Source organism: Virgibacillus salexigens, assembly GCF_014905415.1.
Lineage (GTDB): Bacteria > Bacillota > Bacilli > Bacillales > Amphibacillaceae > Virgibacillus > Virgibacillus salexigens.
In genome coordinates this window covers 1,179,256-1,196,683 of record NZ_BNEO01000001.1, presented here as the reverse complement: position 1 = coordinate 1,196,683, position 17,428 = coordinate 1,179,256, and the positions used below count along the sequence as shown (strand labels likewise).

General features: G+C 37.1%; 20 protein-coding genes and 1 pseudogene. 11 read left to right on the top strand and 10 right to left on the bottom strand.

Annotated elements, in window-relative coordinates; all coding sequences use genetic code 11:
* Positions 1-65: 65 nt before the first annotated feature.
* Positions 66-608: a flavodoxin family protein gene (locus tag JKP73_RS05390; RefSeq protein WP_021289956.1), complete on the bottom strand. Its 543-nt coding sequence runs from the start codon at positions 606-608 to the stop codon at positions 66-68.
* 447 nt (positions 609-1,055) lie between these two features.
* Here JKP73_RS05390 and JKP73_RS05385 point away from each other — a divergent pair, with 447 nt between their 5' ends.
* Positions 1,056-1,355 (top strand): DUF4306 domain-containing protein, encoded by a 300-nt coding sequence (locus JKP73_RS05385; RefSeq protein WP_051738996.1) that lies wholly within the window; start codon positions 1,056-1,058, stop codon positions 1,353-1,355.
* 18 nt (positions 1,356-1,373) lie between these two features.
* Positions 1,374-1,511: a hypothetical protein gene (locus JKP73_RS05380; protein ID WP_021289954.1), complete on the top strand. Its 138-nt coding sequence runs from the start codon at positions 1,374-1,376 to the stop codon at positions 1,509-1,511.
* A 45-nt stretch (positions 1,512-1,556) separates the two neighbouring features.
* Here JKP73_RS05380 and JKP73_RS05375 read toward each other — a convergent pair whose 3' ends face one another.
* From JKP73_RS05375 to JKP73_RS05355, 5 genes are read right to left on the bottom strand one after another with little or no spacing between them, the layout of a single operon-like run.
* On the bottom strand, positions 1,557-2,786 hold the full coding sequence (locus JKP73_RS05375; RefSeq protein WP_021289953.1) for an ABC transporter permease: 1,230 nt from the start codon (positions 2,784-2,786) through the stop codon (positions 1,557-1,559).
* Positions 2,779-3,711: an ABC transporter ATP-binding protein gene (locus JKP73_RS05370; protein WP_021289952.1), complete on the bottom strand. Its 933-nt coding sequence runs from the start codon at positions 3,709-3,711 to the stop codon at positions 2,779-2,781. The genes JKP73_RS05375 and JKP73_RS05370 overlap by 8 nt, the downstream gene beginning before the upstream one ends.
* Positions 3,712-3,724: 13 nt before the next feature.
* Positions 3,725-4,576: an ATP-binding cassette domain-containing protein gene (locus JKP73_RS05365; RefSeq protein ID WP_038242022.1), complete on the bottom strand. Its 852-nt coding sequence runs from the start codon at positions 4,574-4,576 to the stop codon at positions 3,725-3,727.
* A 5-nt stretch (positions 4,577-4,581) separates the two neighbouring features.
* On the bottom strand, positions 4,582-4,977 hold the full coding sequence (locus JKP73_RS05360; protein WP_021289950.1) for a GntR family transcriptional regulator: 396 nt from the start codon (positions 4,975-4,977) through the stop codon (positions 4,582-4,584).
* A gap of 20 nt (positions 4,978-4,997) precedes the next feature.
* Positions 4,998-5,726 carry a hypothetical protein gene (locus tag JKP73_RS05355; protein ID WP_021289949.1) on the bottom strand — a complete coding sequence of 243 codons (729 nt, stop codon included), beginning with the start codon at positions 5,724-5,726 and terminating at the stop codon, positions 4,998-5,000.
* Between the two features lie 238 nt (positions 5,727-5,964).
* Between JKP73_RS05355 and JKP73_RS05350 the strand changes: the two genes are divergently transcribed.
* On the top strand, positions 5,965-6,468 hold the full coding sequence (locus tag JKP73_RS05350) for a DoxX family protein (RefSeq protein ID WP_021289948.1): 504 nt from the start codon (positions 5,965-5,967) through the stop codon (positions 6,466-6,468).
* 129 nt (positions 6,469-6,597) lie between these two features.
* On the top strand, positions 6,598-6,921 hold the full coding sequence (locus JKP73_RS05345) for a nucleoside triphosphate pyrophosphohydrolase (protein ID WP_021289947.1): 324 nt from the start codon (positions 6,598-6,600) through the stop codon (positions 6,919-6,921).
* 225 nt (positions 6,922-7,146) lie between these two features.
* On the opposite strand, the gene JKP73_RS05340 is transcribed toward JKP73_RS05345, so the two are convergent.
* Positions 7,147-7,524, bottom strand: a complete 378-nt coding sequence (locus JKP73_RS05340; RefSeq protein WP_021289946.1) for a PH domain-containing protein — start codon at positions 7,522-7,524, stop codon at positions 7,147-7,149.
* A gap of 156 nt (positions 7,525-7,680) precedes the next feature.
* On the opposite strand from JKP73_RS05340, the gene JKP73_RS05335 reads away from it, so the two are divergent.
* Both JKP73_RS05335 and JKP73_RS05330 read left to right on the top strand, forming a co-directional pair.
* Entirely contained in the window at positions 7,681-8,295 is a 615-nt protein-coding gene (locus JKP73_RS05335; RefSeq protein ID WP_021289945.1) for a superoxide dismutase family protein, read from the top strand.
* 89 nt (positions 8,296-8,384) lie between these two features.
* On the top strand, positions 8,385-9,131 hold the full coding sequence (locus tag JKP73_RS05330; protein ID WP_051738997.1) for a sulfite exporter TauE/SafE family protein: 747 nt from the start codon (positions 8,385-8,387) through the stop codon (positions 9,129-9,131).
* A gap of 141 nt (positions 9,132-9,272) precedes the next feature.
* On the opposite strand, the gene gntK is transcribed toward JKP73_RS05330, so the two are convergent.
* Entirely contained in the window at positions 9,273-10,823 is a 1,551-nt protein-coding gene (gene gntK / locus JKP73_RS05325; protein ID WP_021289943.1) for a gluconokinase, read from the bottom strand.
* A gap of 427 nt (positions 10,824-11,250) precedes the next feature.
* On the bottom strand, positions 11,251-12,147 hold the full coding sequence (gene gnd / locus JKP73_RS05320) for a phosphogluconate dehydrogenase (NAD(+)-dependent, decarboxylating) (protein WP_021289942.1): 897 nt from the start codon (positions 12,145-12,147) through the stop codon (positions 11,251-11,253).
* Positions 12,148-12,285: 138 nt separating this feature from the next.
* On the opposite strand from gnd, the gene JKP73_RS05315 reads away from it, so the two are divergent.
* The 5 genes and pseudogenes from JKP73_RS05315 to JKP73_RS05305 all read left to right on the top strand — a co-directional run bounded on the left by JKP73_RS05315 (position 12,286) and on the right by JKP73_RS05305 (position 15,332).
* Positions 12,286-13,140, top strand: a complete 855-nt coding sequence (locus tag JKP73_RS05315; RefSeq protein ID WP_021289941.1) for a MurR/RpiR family transcriptional regulator — start codon at positions 12,286-12,288, stop codon at positions 13,138-13,140.
* Between the two features lie 11 nt (positions 13,141-13,151).
* The gene (locus JKP73_RS23060; RefSeq protein ID WP_234447057.1) at positions 13,152-13,628 is read left to right on the top strand and encodes an HAD hydrolase family protein; all 477 of its coding nucleotides are present in this window, start codon (positions 13,152-13,154) and stop codon (positions 13,626-13,628) included.
* Positions 13,616-13,756 (top strand): annotated as a pseudogene (locus JKP73_RS23490) (HAD-IIB family hydrolase); the annotation flags it as partial. The gene JKP73_RS23060 and the pseudogene JKP73_RS23490, both read left to right, overlap by 13 nt.
* A gap of 12 nt (positions 13,757-13,768) precedes the next feature.
* Complete coding sequence (locus tag JKP73_RS23050) at positions 13,769-13,918, top strand: hypothetical protein (RefSeq protein WP_234447056.1); 150 nt, start codon at positions 13,769-13,771, stop codon at positions 13,916-13,918.
* A 211-nt stretch (positions 13,919-14,129) separates the two neighbouring features.
* Positions 14,130-15,332, top strand: a complete 1,203-nt coding sequence (locus JKP73_RS05305; RefSeq protein ID WP_021289939.1) for an MFS transporter — start codon at positions 14,130-14,132, stop codon at positions 15,330-15,332.
* A 235-nt stretch (positions 15,333-15,567) separates the two neighbouring features.
* Here the strand turns inward: JKP73_RS05305 and JKP73_RS05300 are convergent, their stop codons facing one another.
* Positions 15,568-17,424 carry an ABC transporter permease gene (locus JKP73_RS05300; RefSeq protein WP_200410965.1) on the bottom strand — a complete coding sequence of 619 codons (1,857 nt, stop codon included), beginning with the start codon at positions 17,422-17,424 and terminating at the stop codon, positions 15,568-15,570.
* Between the last annotated feature and the right edge of the window lie 4 nt (positions 17,425-17,428).

The window sequence follows — 17,428 nt, the reverse complement described above, 5'->3', positions numbered from 1 at the left end:
TATCTGTTAGTTAAAAAACGTACTAAAAAACCAACTGCTATTTTTGCAGTTGGTTTTTTTACATTTTAGTGGTAGTCCTCTTTAATTAATCGAGAGGCTTCCTCAAGTGCATGTTTGTTCTCAGCCATATCCCCAGGTTTTCTAGCCTGCCCAATTACATATCCTTCCAAGGACATTTTAAAAAATTGGCAAATATAATTAAATTGCTGGACAAGTGGCAGCCCTTTTACATGCGGATGATCCCCTCCGACAAGTACAAGGTAAACTTTCTTTCCCTCTAAGGCGCCGCGAAAATGCGTATAATCAGGGTCTCTTAGAATTTGCGACCAACGATCAATAAATGTTTTCATTGGTCCTGACATTCCGTACCAGTAAATTGGTGTGGCGAATACAAGAATGTCATGCTCAAGTACTTGATCAATAAGTTGAGTATGATCGTCTTCTACATGAGGAAATCCTTCTTTAGAATGACGTTTATCAACGATTGGTTGTACGTTGTAATCGCGAAGATAAATATGTGATCCTTTTTCTTTTGGTACGACATGATGGGCTAAGTATTCGGTATTTCCATTGAACCTAGTGGATCCATGAAATACGGCAATCTTCATGTTTCTTCCTCCCTCGTGACATGTACTAGAATGAATTACATGGCCTGTAATCCATAGAGAATATGGAAAGATTTCTTTCTTAAATTGTATTCTTTTGCAGGGGATTTAGAAGTAAGACAAGAATCTTATTAAATATAAAGGGATTAGTAATAAACGATCTACAAGATTATTTCCGGGGAAATAGTGTGTTCGATATGACTTTACAAGTTATGATTTTTATAATAATTAAGCGGTGTATTTTGCAATTGTCTTCATTAACTGGAATGACGGTCTGAAGAGTACTTCAGATACACTCACTCTTGCCTCGTATCCTTTCATACAATTTGTCTTCCTACTAGAGAGAGGTACAGTTGGTATGGCATAATAATATGGGTACGAAAGTTCCCAGGCATGATGGTTGTATTAATCAAGCCTTTTCGTGAAAATAGCGTCCTAGGAGTATGACTTATGAAAAAAATAATTCCCTTTTTGATTCTAGTATTGATCATGATTTACACTTTCTTTTTGACTTCTTGGATTGGATCTTATCTAATGCTGGAAGAGAATTGGAAGGAATTCGTGGTTTTTACACCACAATCTGTTACCGATCGGAACGACATTTATCTGCTTGATCAATGGATATATGCATTTAACGTTCGACCTGTTCCAAGTTATACATTCATTGTATCTTTATTCCTTGTAATTAGTATCAGTATTTATTATTTAAGAAAGAGGAAAAGGAAGCAAAAGGCAAAAAAAGACATATAATAATCAAAATAAGGGGGAGTGTTTATAAAGCGGAAGCAAGAGAAAACAGACAGGGATTGGTTAGAAGGATTTATTATTGAAGCAGCTAATTTATTCGTTTCAGCAGTGAAGTTTATAGGAAGATTTGTGATTTTAATCTTGAAATCATGGTATTAAAGGAACGCGGAGGAAGTATCATATCTCTCCGCGTTTTCCTGTTCATTATGCTCTAATCCATTTCCAAATTTCTGCTGGAGTAGCATTTTTACCATACATCAAGATTCCTATTTTGAAAATTTTCCCAGCTAGTTTCATAAAGAACCACACGCTAAGCAGTAAAATGATGAGAGAAATACCGATCTCCATCCATGGCCATTGCTCTAAGTTTGTAAGTCGTAATAACAATACTCCAGGTGAGGTAAACGGGATATAGGTTCCAATCTGTGCCATTAAGCCATTAGGATCAGACAAAACTGGTCCGATAAAAATGAATGGTAAAAATGGTAGCATCATGACCATACCTTGAAAGTTTCCAGCTGTTGAAACATCTGCCATCGTTGCTCCTACACCTACAAATATAGAAGCAAAAAGTAAGTAACCTAAGATAGCGATCCCTATATACAAGAATAGTTCAGGGACGAGTAAATATTCAAGAATCGTGAGATCGAATTTCCATGCAACCACTGGTAATACAATGGATATAGATAGGACAGCTTGCAAAAGACCTAACACGAAATATCCAAGAATCTTACCTTGCATTAAATCAGCTGGGGTTACGGAAGATAAAATAATTTCAGCAATTTTATCTTTCTTTTCCTGTGATGCACTTTGAAAGATTGCCATTCCTGTAAATACAATGGATAACATGATAAAACCAGCAAATGCCCCAGGTACAATTCGTTCCATTGGATTTGTTTCACTTGTTGTTTGATTCTGTGCTTGTAGTTCTTCTGTTGTAATTTCTTTAATTTGAATTCCTTGTGTAAGTGTATTTTTTTCGTCTTCAGTTAAACCTAATTCTTGTATTTGCAAAGCTTGAAGTGGCCCAGTAACTACTTGTACTTGATCCATAAAGTAGGGGGCGATATCTTCTGAAGTATATGCTGGGACTACTCCTTGATTTAAATTCTGTTCATTTAAAAATAAATAAGCAGTATCTTCTGTATCCGCTAAGGCATTGCTCACTTCTTCCTCTGTCAAGTCAGTTTGTTGTAAATCCCAAGGTATATTCGCCGATTCAACGGTTTGTTTTAATTCTGAAAAGATGGCTAGTTGATCATTAATGAATACGTTTGTTGTCTCTTGGTTATCATCATCTGACCCTCCAAATAAATCTCCTAATAGCATAAATCCAACGATAAGAATAGGGGTTAGGAACATTCCAATAATAAACGTTTTATTTTTTAAATTCCGTTTTATTTCCCATTTGGCAACTTTCTTCGTATTATGCATATACGTCACCTTCTTCCTGTAATAAATTGCGATCTGTGGCAATATCAATAAAGATTTCATGAAGGGAGACCCGATCTATGGTCAGTTCTTGAATCTGCAGATCAGCTGGTAGTTGTTGTAACCATTTAGCTGGATGTACATCTTTATTGAGATAGAGAATACTTTGATCTCCTTCTTGCTCCAAACGGTTGATATCTGGCAGCTGCTCTAGGGCTGCCTTATTATTAAAGCCCCTAATGGTACATTTAAAGTTGGCATATTCTGTTTTAACATCTTCCATTTTTCCATATATCACTTTTTGGCCACGATGAATCATAAATAGTCGATCTGCCATTTCTTCAACTAGGTTCATTTGATGGGAAGATAAAAGGATAGATGTGCCATTTTTGGCTAATTGATAGATCTCTTGTTTGAATAATTCTTGACTTACAGGGTCTAGTCCGGAAAATGGTTCATCGAGTATTAACAGCTCTGGTTCATGGATGATGGAAGCAATAAATTGGACTTTTTGCCCCATTCCCTTTGAAAGTTCTTCAACATTTACTTTTTCTTTCCCTTCCAGGTCGAATTTCTTTAAATACGTTAACGCCCTTTGTTTTGCTCTGTCTAAAGGGTAATCTTTTAATTCAGCTAAATACAAGAGGATATCCATTACATTCACGTTTTTATATAGCCCTCTTTCCTCAGGCAAATACCCAATTTTATTCCTAGGTATTGTCTCTCCTTGACGATGGTGAAATGTAATTGTACCTTCGTCTGGATACATGATCCCCATGATATTACGAATTGTGGTTGATTTCCCAGCCCCATTTGGGCCGAGTATTGCCATAATCTCTCCTTGATTGACTTCGAAAGAGATATTAGAAATAATTTTCCGTTCCTTAAATGCCTTGCCTAAATCCTTTACTGTTAGAACGGTCCCCATAAAATCCTCCCCTTTACTTGGTTAATATTAAAGTAATAATTTCTTCTAGGTTTAATGATTCTAAAGCTGTCCAAGCGATACCATGTTGATGGAGATAGGCTTCTGTTCGTTCTGGGTTATTAGAAATCAGCTGCGTTGCTTTCCGAAACAACTCCCCTGGTACTTTCTCAACTGGAAGGGCTTCATTAAACCAATATTGCTTGTGCGTATCGATTAATGTCTCTTTTTCAAAGATATCTATTAGTTTTCCTTGTTTTAATACGACGAGATAATCAGAAAGTTTCATTATATCTGCAGATTGGTGACTTGCCATCACGATCGCGCGGTGGCCATGCTCCATCCACTCTACGATAAAATTCATCAGTTGTTCTTTAGCAGGAATATCCATATAAGCAGTCGGTTCATCCAATAGGAGTAAGGATGTATTTCTGGGTAAAGTTAGGGCGAGTTTTAACTTTTGCTGAATACCCTGTGATAATGCTACAAAACTTTTATTTAGTGGAATATTGAAAGCTTCTACTATTCGTTTAAATAACACTTCATCCCAGTTCGGATACAAAGGCGCAATAAAATCCCTCAGTGACTTTCCTGTAAATGCATTCCATCCTACAGCAGTTTGTGGCTGGTAGCTTATATTTTTTTTCCAGTTCTCATCCGGACCATGAACAAATGAATTCAATAACTTGATATTCCCTTGGTCAGGTTTTACAAGATTCATCATAAGCTTCAATAAAGTACTTTTGCCAGCTCCGTTTGTACCAACTATTGTAGTGATTGTTCCAGGTTCAACCGATAAGTTAATTGGTCCAATATGGAGCGAATCGAGTCGTTTTTCAATATTTGTGAATTCCATGATGGGTTTCATTGTGTTTAAGAACCTCCTTTTCTATGCGAGTCAATGACTTCTGTAAAGATTTCTTTAATTTGTTCAATGGTATAATCATAGCTCAGTGCAGTTTCTACAGCATTTTCAATTGTTTGATACACCTCTGAGACCTTTACTTGCTGTTTCATCGAATCCTCAACTTGGGCTACAAACGTACCTTTACCTTGTGTTGTTTGGATAAATCCTTGATATTCTAGGTCTTGATAAGCTCGTCGAATGGTAATCGCACTTGTTTCAAGATCTTTAGATAGTGCTCGTATAGATGGCAAAGGTGTTCCCTCAGGTAGTTGACCACCAGCAATTAATGCCTTCAACTGATTTTCTATCTGATGATAGATAGGTTCTCGAGATGATTTAGAAAGACGTATCGGTAGTTCCATGATTATACCTCCTCTCTAACCTATACATAATCCACTTTGTTGATTACTTTTTTCATATAAATTTGGTGTGCTTGCAAGGCGAAATATGCAATAATAATAGATATAATGGAAGATACTAACGGCCATTTTTCTGCGAATACAATTGTCCAATAGACAACACCATGATCCGAGAGCGCATAGATTATCAAAAATAGAAGAAATACTGCGAATAAGCTTATCACTACAGTTAAAGCTGTGCCTAGTTTTGTAGTAGTAAATCCTTTTTCACCTGCATCACTTATGGGAAAAACAGTGCCAATATAAACATTGGCAGACAACCAAATGAGACAAAATGCGATATAAGAGACTAAAGATAACACGTCTTGGATTGGAGTGATGAAATAATACACTCCCAATAAAATAATTTGCCAAGGAAAAGAGTAAAAGAAATAAATGATAAATCGACTTTTTATAAGAATTTCCTGTCTTATTGGCAATTGTAATTGCATTAAGAGTATTGGAGCTGCTAAAAAACCCTCCGTTTGTTTTTGAACTTGAAACTGTTTTGGCTTCATCCACATGCCCGCTATCGAAAATAGAAGAAGAAAAAAGAAATCATAGCCCATAAAATCGTTTTCTAAGTAAGATTCCAATGAAACGGCAAGATAAGACAGCACGAACATGTAAAAACAAAAGGTAAAAACAAAACCCTGCCAAGACTGACTTAATTCGAGCTTTGCCAGTTGATACGCTTCCTTCCAATCCTTCATGATTAAACCTCCTCCTACTGTTATACTGTGTATATCTATATACACAGTATAAGTGAATGGGTGTAAATGTCAAGACGCTTTCTTATATTTCATGAATTAGACGAAAATTTATGGATTAATTGTGAAATTGTGCACATATCTGTAGATGTTTTATATTTCTGTTGTAAACTAAAAGTGTAAGAGAGTTATACTAACTTGTGAAATGTTGAGCATTCAAATTTGAAGGAGTTGGTAGAAGATGTTGATGAATTTCATTCGCAAACATTATGTAGCAGCAGGTATTTTAGTTTTTATTCGTTTGTATATTGGTTACGAGTGGCTTACAGCGGGGTATGGAAAATTAACGGGTGGTCAATTTGATGCCACCGGTTTCTTACAAGGTGCAATTGCTAGTGCCGGAGGTGATCACCCCGCTGTCCAAGGTTGGTGGCCTCTATTTCTTGAAAAAGTAGCCTTACCAAATGCAGATTTATTTACGGTTCTTGTGATGTGGGGTGAACTACTTGTAGGGATTGCACTGATTTTAGGTATCTTTACTAATTTTGCAGCTCTAATGGGAATAACGATGAACTTTGCCTTTCTTTTTAGTGGTACAGTAAGTACTAATGCGCAAATGGTTCTATTAACCATCTTCTTATTAATTGCTGGCTACAATGCCGGTAGATATGGTCTCGACAGATGGATAATTCCATTTCTAAAACGCAAAACAACAAAAAGGAAACATACCATGAAATTAGCGTGAGTTTGGAGATTACTATTCCAGCCAAGACTTCTAAGCGATATCTTGGCTGTTTTTTGTTCGTAAAAAGAGTACAAATACGTTACCATGAAGAAGTATATAATGATTAATTAGTGGAAAGAGGAGGAGCCTATGCCAACCTATCGAAAGTTAATTCGTGATAAAATGCCTGCTATAATAGCGATAACTGGAAAAGAAGCAAACACAATCACCCTGTCAGATGAAGCCTTTGCTCACCAATTACGTGAAAAAATAGCAGAAGAACTGGAAGAATACTTAAACACAACGGAAGATGAACAATCGCTTGAAGAACTGGCTGATATCCTTGAATTGATTCGAGCTCTTTCACAAGTACATGGAGCATCTTTTGAAGAGCTGGATAATATCCGCAAGGCAAAAGCAGAAGAACGAGGCGCCTTTGAAGATAAAATTTATCTCATTGATGTTAAAGAATAAATGGATTAGATATGCAGTTATTGTAAAAGCAATGCATACAGTAGAGAGTACTGCTAAATAAACTCCAAAATTAAACCCAAATCCTTACAATCAGATTCGGGTACTTTGCTATTTTTATCCGATTAAAATGGTGAAGCAGGTAAAATAGTTAGTTACATCATCGGCTGAGTCGGTCGTATCCTCAAAAAGGGAAACGATCAAACTGTCATCGTTTAATCACATTCATTAACCGCATACATAATTAGCTAACACCGATTGCACCTTATAAATGTTCAATTGTTTATTAAATGTTTTCTGAATCGGCTCAGCATTGCCTGATATCCAAATTTTTAATTCTGCCTCTAGATCAAAAGTCCCGGCTGTTTCTACGGAAAAATGGGTAATGCTCTTATATGGAAGTGAATGGTATTCCATCTTCTTTCCGGTCACACCTTGTTTATCTAACAGAATCAGTCGCTTATTGGTAAAAATCATCATATCTCGAATAAGCTTATAGGCATGTTCTACTTGTTCAGACGTTGCTAATAGTTCTGCTACTTCCTGTTCTGCTTTTGCCGTATCAAGTTCTGAGGCATTCCCCATCATGCTATCAAATATTCCCATATATAAATCCCTCCTAATTAAGATGTACCCAATTAATCTAGTAAAGAAACCCGAAAATGGAATAGGGCTTTGGAAGCAATCTGTCTCATTTATGTTTAACCTCCTATGTAAACGTGAATGATGTTTATAAACATCGTCGAAGGGAGCGTTTAAGGTATGAAGCGTTGGTACCTTTATCTAATTATTGGAGTCCTTGTATTGGTGTTAGCAGCTTGTGGGTCAACGAATGATGAACAACAGGATAGTGCAACAGATAATAATACAAGTGAGGAAGAAACGAATGGAGATACAACAGGCGATCCAGATAATGCTACAAAAGAAGAAGAAGTACTTGTTTCGTTGAAGGATGCAGATAACAAAGTAGTTGGGACAGCGACGTTAACTGAAGGTGAAAATGGCGTCAATATCCATCTAGAAGGAGAAAATCTCTCTCCAGGCATGCACGGTTTCCATATTCATGAGGCAGGTTCGTGTGAAGCACCTGATTTCAAATCAGCAGGTGGGCACTTTAATCCAACCAACACGAATCATGGTAAAGACGATCCGGAAGGCCCCCATGCTGGAGATCTCCCTAATATAGAAGTGGCAGAAGATGGTACTGTCAATACAGAAGCAACTGCAGAGATGGTCACGTTAGAAAAAGGAAAAGACAACTCCCTTTATAAAGATGGTGGTACGGCATTAGTTATTCATGCTGGTGAAGATGACTATCAATCACAACCATCTGGTGATGCGGGAGACCGTGTTGCCTGTGGAGTTATAGAAGAATAGGACTCAAAACAAATCCGTGTCAATATGACTCGGATTTGTTTTGTTAAAGGACATCTGCACCGTATCTCTGATACAATAATGCATATATAATGTATATTATAATAAAGCAGGTGGGACCTTTGGCATCAATTTTACTCTTCTCCATAATTATATTAGCTGCATCTATTTTACAAACAAGTACTGGTTTTGGTTTTTCAATTATTGCAACTCCGCTATTGCTATTAATTTTTGAACCGAGAGAAGCGATTCAAATCAATTTAATTATTTCGCTCGTCATTTCTTTTGCTTTAATAAATAACATCAAAAAAGATGTTGATGTTGGCATTGTGAGAAGGTTTGCGTGGGGAAGTGTTCTAGGTCTGCCACTTGGTCTTGCCGTATTTTTGTATATGGAAGTGAATGTTCTTAAGTTAATCATTAGTATTATTATTTTATTGTTAACGGCATTATTACTACTCCGCTTTAAAATGAACCAAACGGAGCAACGTGACTATATAGCAGGTGGTTTTTCTGGTGCGTTTACGACAAGTATTGGAATGCCTGGACCGCCAATTCTATTATATTTTTCAGGAACACACACAAAAAAAGAGAAGCTTCGCGCAACAACATTGGCTTTTTACTTATTTATCTACTTTGTTAGCCTAGCCATCCAGGTCGTTGCTGCTGGTACTTCGAAATTAATATGGTTATCAAGTATATCTGCACTTCCATTAGTTGCTATTGGTTTACTATTAGGTCAGCTTTTATTTAAGCGAATAAACCAAGCCTTATTTCAAAAGCTAACCTATGTGCTATTACTATTCACCGGTATCTATTTGTTAATTGAGCAATTATAGGTAATAAACCTTTTACCCCATCCCTTTTTAGTTAGGTTTTTACTCTATTTAACGAGCTTGAATCTTACCTGAAACAGGTCCTAATATCAATTATATTGAAAAACGAGACCTGGTCACAATCACCGGTCTCGTTTTAATTTATTATTTATCGCTTAAATACTTACGTTGAAAATCAGCAATGCTTTTGTATTCATCATCTAGAATCCGAGACAACCTTATAAAGATAGGTAATAACTCACGGTAGATCGTCGTTGTATCGTCATTTGGATGATGTGTATGTGTGTGGCCGATCATCTCTGAAACAATACGGAAATCACTAATTTCCCCTGTACCATACATTCCAAGAACTACTGCACCAAGACAAGAGCTTTCATAACTCTCTGGTACAACGACCGGTTTATCAAAAATATCTGCCATAAGTTGTCGCCACATTTCTGAACGAGCAAACCCACCAGTCGCTTGAATTCGTTTCGGTTCCCCGGTTAGTTCTTCTAACGCAAGCAATACGGTGTATAAGTTATAGATAACACCTTCTAAGACAGCACGGATCATATGCTGCTTTTCATGATGAATACTTAAACCGAAGAAAGAAGCTCTTGCATTCGCATTCCATAATGGTGCGCGTTCACCAGTCATATATGGATGGAAAATTAAACCATCAGAACCTGGATTTACACCGGATGCAATTTTAGTTAACACATCATAAGGATCAATACCTAGACGTTTCGCAGTTTCTACTTCCGCTGCTGCAAACTCATCGCGGAGCCAACGTAAAATCATCCCTCCATTATTAACTGGTCCACCAATAACCCAATGATCTTCCGTTAAGGCATAACAAAAGATCCTGCCTTTAGGATCCGTGCGTGGTTTGTCAGATACGGTACGGATAGCACCGCTTGTACCAATTGTTACCGCAATTACGCCAGGTTCAATAGCGTTCACTCCGAGATTAGAAAGCACGCCGTCACTAGCACCAATGATGAATTTAGTTGTGCTATGAATTCCCATATAATTGCTTAACTCTTCGTCTAACCCGCTAAATGCTTCTGTAGTTGGTACAAGGGTGGACAATTGTTTTGAAGTAATTCCTGCAACTTCTAAAGCTTCTGTATCCCAATCTAACTTCTCTAGATTCAATAGTCCAGTGGCAGATGCAATGGAATGATCAACGACGTATTTCCCAAATAAACGATAAAAAACATATTCTTTAATTGAGATAAACTTTGCAGCTTGATTAAATAGTTCGGGTTTCTCATCTTTTAGCCATACTAATTTAGATAGTGGGGACATTGGGTGTATCGGTGTCCCTGTACGGCGATAAATAAGATGGCCGTATTCACTTTGCTTAATCTGTTCAGCATGTGTCGCACTTCTGGTGTCAGCCCAAGTAATGCTATTCGTTAAGAGTTTGCCTTCTTTGTCTACTGCGATAAAGCTATGCATAGCAGAACTAAAGGAGACAAATTGGAGATGTCCAGGATTGATTTCACTATTTCTGACTGTTTCGCGAATGCACGTAGAGACAGCATTAAATATTTCGTCTGGATCTTGTTCCGCAACTAAAGGATTGGGTGTGTGTAATGGGTAATTAATTGTATGATTGGTAATAACTTCCCCTTGTTTATTGAAAAGTACGGCTTTCGTACTTGTCGTGCCAATATCTACACCAAGATAATAAGTTGCCTGACTCATTGCTGTTCCTCCTTCTACCTCTAAAAGAAAAGGAACAATATGTTCCCTCTTTATGTTTATTACGATTGGTTTTAACAAATGGAATAGTTTTATTGTATTAATGACCAATCACGATATTCTACTCGTAGCCATCCATCCTATTTTACAAAACGCTTACAAATAGGGATTCGGTATTAGCATAAGTAAAACAATGCTCGAATTTAAACCAGTATCTTATAAAATTCAGACCCTCATAGACCCGATTACTGTTTAAAATTTGTTTTTCACGCACGGGTATGCCAAGGCTAATGTGATTAAGCACGGGGTGGACATTTCGAGATGTCAACAACGATTTCTTTTATTTACGATAGATCAGGCGTTTAATCCTATATATCGTCTTTTAAGTTTGCAGCTATCGTAATGTCCAGTCCAATTATTTCTATTTATATTAACTTTTAACTACAGCATGTCCGCCAAACTCATTTCTGAGTGCAGCGACGACTTTGCCGGTGAACGTATCATCTTCTAATGAACGGTAGCGCATCATAAGGGATAATGCGATAACAGGTGCAGCAACTTGATAGTCTAGTGCTGTTTCTACTGTCCATTTCCCTTCTCCAGATGAATGCATGATACCACGAATTTCATCCAGGTTAGCATCTTTTGAAAAGGCATTTTCCATTAATTCCATAAGCCATGAACGGATGACAGAACCATGGTTGAATACTTTAGCAACTTTTTCATAATCATAATCAAAATCACTTTTATGAAGAATATCAAATCCTTCAGCAATAGATTGCATCATGCCGTATTCCATACCATTGTGAACCATCTTTAAAAAGTGACCGCTTCCTGATTTTCCCGTATAAAGATAGCCGTTTTCAACAGCGATATCGCTAAATAACGGTTCAATCTCTTTAAATTTATCAGCATCACCGCCGATCATAATACATACACCGTTACGGGCTCCATCAGTTCCGCCGCTTGTACCACAATCGAATAGATAAATGCCTTTTTCAGATAGTTGTTGATGACGTTTCACTGTATCTTTGTAGTTAGAATTACCACCATCGATAATGGTATCTCCTTTATCTAATAATGGTGTAATCTCCGCAATTACTCTCTCTGTAATATCGCCAGCAGGCACCATTAGCCAAATGGTACGGGGTGTTTCCATATCTTGGATCATGTCCCGAACAGAATGGTGCTGCTGAAAGTTTTTATGGGAAATTGCTGTAGCACTTTCCGGGTTCGCATCATATCCAAAGACATGGTGATGATGATCTAATAAGTTAAGGGCTAAGTTTAACCCCATTTTTCCAAGTCCAATGATACCGATTTCCATATTTTCACCTCATGATGTACATTTTAGTGTGTAACGGATTCATTATATCAAAAATTTTTCCGTAATCAATTATTTTAAAAGAAATTTTTTTCGTATATAATAGATACCAGATAGATTGAGAAGAAGGAGTACTCCTAGATGGATAAGAAAAAACAGCATGGGTTGGCGAGGATCCGCAGTCATTATGGTAAATTTAGTGATAAAGAAAAAAGAATCGCTGATTATATTTTGCAACATCCCCAAGATATCATTCACCATACGATTAATCAGGTGGCAGAAGACCTCGAAGTTGCAGAATCTACCGTGTTTCGATTTTGTCAGCGGATTGGTTTTAAGGGTTATCAAGCCTTAAAAATAGCATTGGCTGCAGAGATAGTTACGCCGATGAAAGATATTCACGAAAAGATAAGCGATGGAGATAACATTGCAACGGTTGGGGAAAAAGTATTTCGTTCCAATATAAAAACATTAGAAGACACACTGCAAATCATAGATGTACATGCGATGGATAGAGCTGTACAGACACTGGTTCAAGCAAATAAGGTAGAGTTTTTTGGAATCGGTGGATCGGCCATCGTTTCGTTGGATGCTTATCATAAATTCATTCGAAGTGGCATTCATGTAAACTCAAATTTCGATGCACATATGCAACTAATGTCAGCATCTCAACTGAGTAGTGCAGATGTTGCTGTATTAATTTCACATTCTGGTTCTACCAAGGATATGATGGATTTATTACATGTTTTAAAAGAGAAGCAAGTAACCACCATTGCAATTACTAATTTTGCTAAATCTCCACTAACCAAGGAAGCGGACATCTTACTGTATACAGCAGCAGAAGAAACAGAATTCCGGTCGGAAGCACTGTCATCTAGAATTGCGGAATTAAGCTTGATTGATGTTCTTTATACGAACGTCATGATTGCTAAGGGAGAAGACGCAAAATTGGCTTTGCAAGATATGCGAAAAGCTATATCGTTAAAACGGTTATAGGGGGGATTATAGTGAAGTTTGTATTTGATTTAGATGGAACAATCTGTTTTAACGGAGAGTATATATCAGAACCTATTATTCAAGGTTTAGAGCAATTAGAAAGGAAAGGGCATGAATTAATCTTTGCATCTGCAAGACCAATAAGAGATTTACTCCCAGTACTTCCTAGTCGTTTTCATCACCATCAACTGATAGGTGGAAATGGTGCGATCGTTCAAGATAATGGAAAAGTCACATCGACAGCCTGCTTTGATAGAAATACATTTCAACGTATCGAAGAAATTATTGAACATTTCTCAAGCCAATATTTAATAGATGGTTTGTGGAATTATTCCTATACAGGGGCAATTGATCATCCAATCAGAGGGAAGGTGGACCCAAACGGATTAGCACGTAACCTTCCTAAGATGGAGATAGAGACGGTTATCAAAGTAGTATTACTGGAATCATCCAACATGAATGATGTAGAGAGGCAATTAAAAAATTAGATGTAGTTATACATAGACATGAAGGGGAGCGGGTATTAGATATAAGTCCAAAAGGAGTAGATAAATGGAGTGGTCTCCAACAATTAGAAATAAAGGAACAAGCGTATGTCGCATTTGGTAATGATGCTAATGACGTCACTATGTTTCAACATGCCAGCCATTCAATTATGATTGGCCATCATCACCAATTGGCACCTTTTGCAAAAGAAACCATACCATTTTGTTCCTCTATTGAACAAAAGATTGTTCAGAAACTGAATGAACTTGCTGAACAACATGTTGTCGTTTAGGTGTGTAGCTACAGTTCAAGAATCCTAGCTTGTAGATGATTTTCTATAAGCTTTTTTGTTGTTTTAATAATGAAGAGGGTGGGAGAAAAACAATTAAAAAAGGAGATCGAGATAAAAGGAGTTTGGATGATTTTAGTAATATCTTATCATTGCTTTCTCTTTCCTTTTCTGTATAATATATTTCGGGTATCGAAGAAAAAGGAGGGATATCATGGATGCACCACAAGCTGTTACGAAGAAACAACCTGAAAAGATTTGGACACGCGATTTCGTCTTGATCTGTTTAGCAAATTTCTTCATTTTCCTTGGTTTCCAAATGACATTGCCCACCCTGCCTTTGTTTGTGAAAGAGTTGGGCGGAAGTGACCAACTTGTGGGAATTATCGTAGGGATTTTTACGTTTTCTGCACTCCTGATGCGGCCTTATGCTGGTCATGCACTGGAGTCAAAAGGAAGACGTTTTGTTTATATGTTCGGTCTTGCTGTATTTGTAATTTCAGTTGGTTCTTTTGCTTTTGTAACAAGTATTGTATTTTTATTGTTAATCCGTATTTTACAAGGAATTGGTTGGGGATTTTCGACAACAGCAACAGGGACAATTGCCACAGATATCATTCCGGAAAAGCGTCGTGGAGAAGGAATGGGCTATTTTGGGTTATCTGGAAATATAGCTTTAGCATTCGGACCTTCCCTTGGATTAACATTGGTTGATGTAATTACCTTCCCGCAGCTATTCCTAATTTGCGCTTCTGGGGGATTGGTTGCATTTATCCTTTCTAGCCGCATCCGGTATAAGCAAGTAGAGGAGTCAAAAGATAAAACCGTGACAATGAAATTTGATATCTTTGAGAAGACTGCTATACAACCAGCACTGCTCTTATTTTTTATTACATTTACTTTTGGTGGCATTGCAACTTTTTTGCCATTACACGCAGCTGAGAAAAGTATTGCCGGTATTGAATCTTATTTTCTAGTCTATGCTGTTTTTCTCATGATTTCTCGTACATTTGCAGGGAAGATTTATGATCAGAAAGGCCATATTTATGTCTTTCTCCCTGGAACGGTATTCATCTTTGGAGCAATGTTATTACTTGCATGGCTGCCAAATACGTTCGTAATGCTGATAGCTGCAGGTATGTATGGGCTTGGTTTTGGATCAGTACAACCAGCTCTGCAAGCTTGGGCAGTTGAGAAAGCACCAGGAAATCGAAAAGGGATGGCAAATGCCACCTTTTTCTCGTTTTTTGATTTAGGTGTTGGTTTAGGTGCAATCATCTTTGGGCAGATAGCTTCAGTATTCAACTATGCTGTTATTTATCTAACTGCTGGTGGTTCCGTATTATTATCAGTTCTCTTATATTTATATTTATTATTTATGGCGATCCGTAGATCCAAACAATCACATAATATTTAATACGACTTGTGGCGATTGTTCTTTCCTATTAAAGCAGAATAAAAAGACTCCTCCTCCATCTAATTGGCTATCCCAGCTAGACGAGGAAGAGACTCTTGGGCTGTCAGGTAACAACGGTTTACTAGGCAGCTTTTTTGAAAGCTCAGAGAGCATGAGCAGTGTTATTAACAAAGATCTTGAAAAACAAATCTTGACAGCGCCATTTATTACCAAAGGTTTTACTTGGTCTACTGGATTACACTTCTTTTGGTAGTACAATTCGTTTATATAGATGAACGGTAATCAAGTAATATATTCCATAGATGACAAAAAAGATGCTGATGGGTATCCAAATTTTTGTATACGGTTCGATAATGATGAAAGAGAACATTTGCATGCCGACAATAACATGTACTAAACCTACTAATGCAGGGAACAGGAACAATAAGAATAGCTCACGGTAAATGGATCGTTTTAATAATGATCTTCGCACACCGATTTTCCGTAACATATGATAACGATGAACGTCGGCGCCAGCGCTTGAAAGTAATTTAAACATCAATACACTTGCCATCATCATTAAGAAAGCTACACCTAAGAAAAGTCCCATAAAGATAGTACCACTTGCAATGCTTTTAAAAGCCAAATAATTGCCGTATTTACCCCCATTGTTTTCAACGGGTTTTCTTAAATAGGTTTCGGCTAGTTCCGTCTGGTTGTCATTAATGGTTTCAAATTGCGACAAATAATTCATAAAGTCATCCACTTGCACTAAGATAACGGATTGCTCATCGGCTTCAACTTTTTGGTATTCTTCTGCATTTAATACATATACTGGCAGAGACCCAAACATATTATAACTGGTATTAAGCTCTGTCGAAATTGCTGTCCACCAATTTTCTGGTAATTCTTCTGTTCCTTCTTCCCCATTTAAGGAATAACGAGCTGCAGGCAATGGTTCATTCACTCGTTTGGTTTTAGGTAATTCAAATTCTGCATCATATGCTTTTACTTCTGGGGCATTTTCCACTAAATCTTGTTTTAAATAATAGATGCCATTGTCATTTATTTTATACGAATAAGCGTGTTGTTCGGTTATCGTCATTTCTTTTAGAGTCTGCAAATCTTCCTCCGTAGGCTGATGAATAACTACATCATTTGCATGGTACATGGAGGATTGGGTTTCAATATTATGGTAAAAGGAAATCCCGGCAGTCATTGCACCTAATCCAAGAGCAATTAACATTGCTACTGTACCAAGCACCTGGGTTAAATGAAGCATTCGGAAACGTAATTGACCAAGCGTAAATGAATTTATTCCTGTTTCATTTAAGCGACGGTTTTGCTTTAGCTTTTTCACAACGTACGGCAGAAGAGAAATGAATATAAAATAGGTGCCGGGTATAATCGTAACGGTTGCCAGGATCACCCCAAATTGTTGCAGTTTTTCTATTTCCGTCATGGCGTAGTAGCCGATTCCGATTAGAATGATGGCTAAGAGTGCACCGATGAACGTCTTGATACCGTTTGTTTTTACAATATCTTGTTTTTGTTCAGCTTTTAATAAATCTAATACATTTTTTCTACCAATTTGCCATGCATTGACAAGTGAGGTAAGCAAGAATAATACAATATAGAAAATAACTGTTGTAAGAATAGAAGAAGGATAGATTGCTTTAAATCCCTCCCCTTGAAAATCTAATTGCCACATAAACAATTCAGCAATTCCAACGGCCAATCCAATGCCTAGGAAAATTCCTACAACAAGGGAAATAACACCAATAAAAAATGTTTCAAAAAACATTAATTGCGTAATTTTTCCTTTTTTTGCACCTAAGGTCATATACATAGCCATTTCTTTTTGTCTCAATGTTTGAATAAAAGAAGTTGCGTAGAAAATATAGAATATCGTGATAAACCCTAAGATCACCGACCCTACATGAAAGATAAACACAACCGAACTAATCATTGCATTCGATTCGATAAAGGCTTTATTCTGTGCAAGTGTCTGAAACATATAGAAAATCGCAATGGATATCGTAAGTCCAAATAATAATACTAAATAATCTTTAAACATCTTTCGCATACTAGAAATAGTCAATTTTACTAACATCTTA